We start from the raw sequence: 6,163 nt of genomic DNA on the forward strand, positions 1-6,163 counted from the left end.
TCGGAATCACTGGTCACGATGCCGGACTGGGTGGTCACGATGCCGGAATCGCTGGTCACGATCAACCGGAATACCCAGTATAGCCAGTGCTTTTTTCATAAAAACCATTATTGGATAGGGAAAAGGTAAGGACATCGAGCGAGATGCCCCTTGGTACAAAGTTAGAACCGAAAGCTCAGACCGGCGACAAAGCGAGTTTCGCGTGTGCGTTCATCTGCATCCTGTGCGAAGGTGGCTGTTTGGCCGAATTTGCCTGCCCATTCCACTCCGATGTAGGGAGCGAATTGCCGGGTTACTTCGTACCTCAGGCGCAAGCCCGCAGTACCGTCCGATAGGCCGCTACCGATCGCACGGGCTTCATCACGCTTGCCATAGAAGTTAACTTCTACGCGAGGCTGTAATACCAGTTTTTGTGTGAGCAGCAGGTCGTATTCAGCGCTCAGGCGTAGCGCTGTTCTGCCGTTAGACCCCGCGTAGGCGGTGGCATCAATGTCAAACCAATAGGGCGCCAGGCCCTGTACGCCAAAGGCGAGCCACTCTCTGTTTGGTACGCCTTGGCCATGATCGACACGGACCCCCAGCTGTGTGTCCCAGAACGTAGAGATCGCGTGTCCCCACAGCAACTCTGTTCGGGACTCCTGAAGTTTGCTGTCAGCTACTTTCCCTTCAGCTTTTAACACTACCCGGTTGTAGGTGCCGCCGAACCAAGCTTGCCCTTCGTAGGCTGCCCACTCATTGCCACGGGTTCTAACGTACTCAAGTCGGTCCATCTTCACAGAAGCGAAGTTGTGCTCGTCAGACATACGCAGGCGCTGTGCTGGGCCCAGTGAGTACTTGCCCGAATCCAGGGTGTACCCCCCAGAATAAGCGTCGGGGTCACGGGCATCAGGGGGCGCCGATCCGCCCTGCATTTGCATGGCCCCATGATCCATCTCACCGCTATCCGTACCCATTGCACTCATATCGTGACTAGGGGTCGATGGCGTGGCGTCGGTTTGGCCATGATTCATACCGGGCATGGCCCCGTGAGCCTGGCCGTTCATATCCATCGTGCCATGATCCATGCCGGACATGTTGGCAGCATCGGCAGGAGCCGAGTTCGCTGGCGTGGCAGAATGGCTGCTATGGGCGTCGTGCGCTTGGGCGTAGGCAAAAAGCGGGGTGGCACCTAGCGCTGCTATAGCAAGCGCAAGTGCGTGCTTCTTTATATGGGTATTCACGGTCAAGATTACCTTTTTCTCGTTTATTGAGCTCATGCCACCACCACTTCGCGGAACATGCCCATATCCATGTGGAGCATCAGGTGGCAATGCCAGGCCCAGCGGCCCAGTGCGTCTGCAGTGACCAGGAAGCTGATCCGTTGTGCCGGTTGTACGGGAATCGTGTGACGACGTGCCTGGAAGGTGCCATCAGGTGCTTCCAGCTCGCTCCACATACCGTGCAGATGCATGGGGTGCGTCATCATCGTGTCGTTGTGCAAGATAACCCTGACTCGTTCGCCGTAGCGAAAATGCACGGGCGTGGATTGACCGAATTCAACGCCATCGAAAGACCAGGTGTAGCGTTCCATATTGCCGGTGAGATGGAGCTCGATTTCGCGCTCAGCCCCACGCGGATCCATTGCGCCGCCTACCGTATGCAGGTCTGCGAGAGTCAGGACGCGTCGACCGTTATTGCGTAGCCCGATGCCAGGGTCATCCAGGTTTGTGCGCGGCATATCAACATGCATATCGGTACTTGGGCCGTACTCAGTTCTCGCATGACGTACGGTGCTGCTGGCCTTGTCTTTACCCATGGCGCTGTGATCCATACCGGCCATGCCTGCCATGCCGGCGTGGTTCATGCCTGCCATGGCGCCATGGTTCATTCCCGTCATGGGAGACTGGCTAGAGCCGCCGTGATCCATGCCTGCCATCCCGGCCATGCCTGCGCCCATGGCGCCCATCATATCGGCCATATCTAACCATTCAGCCTTATCGATCTGGGGGACTGAAGCAGCTAGCCCGGCACGCGTCGCTAACGTGCCACGCGCGTAACCGGTTCGATCCATAGCCTGTGCAAACACGGTGTAGGCATCGTCCTTGGGTTCGACCAGCACGTCGTAGGTTTCGCCTGGCCCAAAGCGGAACTCGTCCACTGTTATCGGCTCTACGTTCACGCCATCGGCCTGAACCACAGTGAGCTTAAGACCTGGGATACGCACGTCATAGAAGGTGTTGGCCGCGCCATTGATGAAACGCAGGCGGACGCGCTCGCCCGGGCGAAATAGCCCTGTCCAATTGCCTGCCGGGGTGGTGCCGTTCATCAGATAAGTCAGCACATCGGCCGACAAGTCTGCCAAGTCGGTCGGGCTCATGCGCATTTCGTTCCACATCTTGCGCTTGTCGATAGCTGCTTTAAGGCCATCGCGAGACGCATCCTGGAAGAAATCGATCACTGTTGGTTGGTTGTAGTTGTAATAGTCGCCCTGCATTTTCAGTTTGGCGAGGACGCGCATGGGATCTTCGTCGGTCCAGTCTGAGAGCTGAATTACGTGCTCTCGATCAGCGCGTATGGGGTCAGTTTGTGCGGGCTCGATGATGATGGCGCCATAGACGCCCGTCGCCTCTTGCATGCCTGAGTGCGAGTGATACCAGTACGTGCCGCTTTGTTCGACCTTGAATCGGTAGGTGAACGTCTCACCAGGCGCAATGCCGGTAAAACTGATTCCTGGCACACCGTCCATCTGGAAGGGCAGGATGATACCGTGCCAATGGATAGAGGTTGCTTCCTTCAGGCGGTTCTTGACCCGGATGGTCACCGTATCGCCTTCGCGCCAACGCAGGGTCGGTGCAGGGAGCGAACCGTTGACGGTGGTAGCCATCCTCGGGTTACCGGTGAAGTTGACGGGTGATTCACCGATCTCCAGATTGAATTCGGTTCCCGAGAGCACGGAAGCTGTGCCGATGCTCGTACTCGCCGATGGAACCCCGGCTGCTCGGGCAAAGGGCGATAAGCCCAACAGAACGCCGCCGGCAGCAAGGCCTTGAACGAAGCGGCGGCGGGGCAATATGGGCAGAGCAAGAGAAAATGGTGACTGGTGTTTCACGTGAGCGTATCCAGAGGGCGGAAAAATAGGCACCGATCACTCACAGGTGATCAAGGCTTCAATTAAAAATCAGTGGTTAGCACTTTAACGAAGTGCTCATGTCGGCCCGATGACGCTCGCATTACATTTTTGTAATGTAAGGTGGGCCGCAGGTTGAGTTATGCGGCCGCGGCCTCGATGTGCGCAGGCTGCGGCACGGATAGATCCACTGGCGAATTGCGCTTACGGAATAGAGCGATAGGTAATACCGTTAGGATTGGAGCCTACCCGGTATGTCGCGACGACAGCCTGTGTGCTTGCGTCTATCGCGCTGACCGTATCGTCCTTATTGTTTGTAATAAAGACAAAACCGCCATCGTTGCTGGCGACAACCCCATGGGCTCCCATGCCGGTGATCACCGTATCCTGAACACTTTGATTGCTCGTATTGATGACAGAGACCGTGTTGTCCGGATCGTTATCGCTACCCTGATTGGCAACGTAAACTTTGCTGCCATCAGCAGTTGTGTATAGCTGAATAGGATTGCGCCCGACCTCTATGCGTTTGACGACCTGTCTGGTAGTAGTGTCGATGATGGCAACGCTGTTCTCGTCTCGCAGCGATACATAGAGCTGCGCCCCGTCTGGTGTAAATGCGACCTGGACCGGTGCTTTGCCAACGGGAATGCGTGCAGACTCTTTGAGGCTTTGGGTATCTATGACGGATACGCTGTTATCGGTGACGTTTGCGATATACAGCTCTTGGCCATTCGGGCTGAGACGCAAGCCATGGGGAAAACTTCCAGTGGGGATCTCAGCGATGATTTTTTTCTGCTCGATATCAACAACTGAGATCTGGTTAGCCTCAGAGTTGGTGATGTAGGCCCGATCACCATTCTGGCTCGTCACGACATGAGCTGGATGGTTTCCGGAAGGGAGGACTCCCATCGCTTGACCTGGCTGGGAGGCGTTTAAAAGCAGCAGGCTGGCCGGACTGTCAGCATGGGAACCGGCTTTGGCATCATTCTGCTCCGCGCCACCGTGGGCATCATGCGTATTTGTGCTGGTGGCTGCCATACCCACGGCGAGCAGTACCTTGTTGTCTGGGGAAATCTGGATATTGTGCGGTACGACAGACACATTTACCGTGCGTACAACGCCTGTGCTTAAAGTGATTTCGCTTATGGAGCCGTCGCCTTCATTGGCGCTGTAAATCACCCCATTTGGCAGTGCTGCAGCTTGGACTGCACTCGCGGCTAGTGTGAGGGCAATCGAAACAAAAAGAGGACGTATTTGAAGCATTGTGGGATCTCCGATTCGGGATGGTAAGACATTAAAAGCGGCAGCAGCGCCGCTTATCCATCACTTTATCGATTCACCTCTGACGAGCCGATGACACCGCTATTACAATTTCGTAATCGTGTCACGCTCATATCAAGTGTTCATCATCCAGAACATCATGACTCCCATGCCAACGAGGGAAAAAACGGCAATGAGCCCAGTCACTGCCAGCGCGATCACAGTGATTTTTATCAGCTTATTGCCCACGATATTGCCCGAGCCGCCCTATATTGCGTAGGTGTTAAAAGATACGGCGTCAGGGTCCTACTTATCGAGCGTCATGCCATCTTTAGCTATCTGCACCCAGGTCGCACCACGATCTTGAGTGGTATAGGTATTACGCTTGAAGGTTGCTATGGCGAACTCTTCGTGGCGGACGGGATTCTGGGCAATGAATGCCACCGCATCTTCACTCAGTACCGGAAGCTCAATTTTTTCGTCAGCCCCACCTTCCTTCAGACTCAAGCGGCTTAGTACGGGGGAATTCGCGTAGCTGCTGACCCAAAGGTGCTCTCCATCTAGATCGAACCACTGCGCGAGCACCTGTGTGCTTCCACCCAAGGGAGCAAAATTATTGCCGGCGTCACGAGACAGGTATAACCCGTCGGCTGCACCCACGGCAACGATACTAGCGTCGCTAGGGTGTGCGGCCAAGGCGTTGACTTTAGACTTCAAACCATTGGCCGCCGCCTGTGTCCACATCACGCCATCTGTTTTGGTCGTGTATAGGCCAGGCTTGGGCATTCGAGTGTTGGCTTGGTAGTTCAGGACATAAACGGCGTTGGTTTCATAGCTGGTAGCCAAAGTATGGAAATCGGACTCTCCTGCCAAGCCTAGCTGCTGCCAAATTTTACCGGCATCAGTGCTTTTGATGAGGCCAAAGGGGTTGACCAGCTTTGAGCCGACTGCGGGATGGCCGCTACTGTAAAGGGCGTTATGTGTCGCCGAGAATCCCATGTAATCGTGCGCGGGGCCTGGCATTTTCGACCACTGACCATCAGCGTACGCCGCGATGCCATGATGGCTTGGGATGAGCAATTGCTTGCCGTCTGCACTATAGGCAAGCCCATGCACATGCGTGAGTTCAACCTGTTGGGTGCTTGCGATGGCGTTGACAAACCCGCCTAGCGTCAACAATGTGGCGAAGCTAGTTGCTGCCAGGGCGGTAAGAATCGTTTTAGGGCGTGTCACGTGATATTCCTTATCCAAGGTGGCTATTGGCTTGCTAGTCTCCGAGCGGCGAGTGCCCGACTAAGGGTGGGGAGGCGGCTTTATCAGCCTGCGCTTTTTCAGCCCTTTGTCCTGTGTCGCAAGATTGCATGCCTTTCATCATGAAGAACATCATTACGGGGCAAAGCAGCAAGAACAAAAATGGGGCACTGGCAAGAATCCATCCACGGACGGCAGGCATAGCTACGTACGCTATGGCAATGGCGACACCTAGGCCGAGAGCCGCTTTCATCATGGTTTTCATATCACATTTCATCATCGTATCCTTCAGATATGCAGCTCAGTTCGGATTCCTTTGGGCCCTGTGGCTGAGCCGACGGGTAATGCACTGTAGTGCTTCCGTGCTTTCAATCTGATTACGCCCCCATTACATATTTGTCATGGGCGAGGCATGTCATGCGCGTTTTCGTCCCCTCAAGCTTCCGAGTCGAGTGGCAAGGCTTTTGACTGACGTCCTCCCGTAAAAGTGGACAGCTCAGAAGTAGAGAAATCCGGCGATACTAAGCCCTCAGGAGGGCCCCGCCA

At 55.2% G+C, this 6,163-nt stretch carries 5 protein-coding genes; all 5 read right to left on the minus strand.

The features are described from left to right. Positions 1–161 precede the first annotated feature (161 nt). Positions 162–1,256: a copper resistance protein B gene (locus ABS761_RS16610; protein ID WP_350409511.1), complete on the minus strand. Its 1,095-nt coding sequence runs from the start codon at positions 1,254–1,256 to the stop codon at positions 162–164. After that, complete coding sequence (locus tag ABS761_RS16615; protein ID WP_350409512.1) at positions 1,253–3,088, minus strand: copper resistance system multicopper oxidase; 1,836 nt, start codon at positions 3,086–3,088, stop codon at positions 1,253–1,255. Before ABS761_RS16615 ends, ABS761_RS16610 begins: the two co-directional genes overlap by 4 nt. A gap of 222 nt (positions 3,089–3,310) precedes the next feature. Continuing rightward, positions 3,311–4,369, minus strand: a complete 1,059-nt coding sequence (locus ABS761_RS16620) for a YncE family protein (protein WP_350409513.1) — start codon at positions 4,367–4,369, stop codon at positions 3,311–3,313. Positions 4,370–4,672: 303 nt separating this feature from the next. Then, positions 4,673–5,599: a F510_1955 family glycosylhydrolase gene (locus ABS761_RS16625; RefSeq protein ID WP_350409514.1), complete on the minus strand. Its 927-nt coding sequence runs from the start codon at positions 5,597–5,599 to the stop codon at positions 4,673–4,675. 34 nt (positions 5,600–5,633) lie between these two features. After that, on the minus strand, positions 5,634–5,882 hold the full coding sequence (locus tag ABS761_RS16630; RefSeq protein ID WP_350409515.1) for a DUF2933 domain-containing protein: 249 nt from the start codon (positions 5,880–5,882) through the stop codon (positions 5,634–5,636). Positions 5,883–6,163: the final 281 nt, after the last annotated feature.

Source organism: Castellaniella sp. GW247-6E4 (genome assembly GCF_040276065.1).
Taxonomy (GTDB): Bacteria; Pseudomonadota; Gammaproteobacteria; order Burkholderiales; family Burkholderiaceae_B; genus Castellaniella.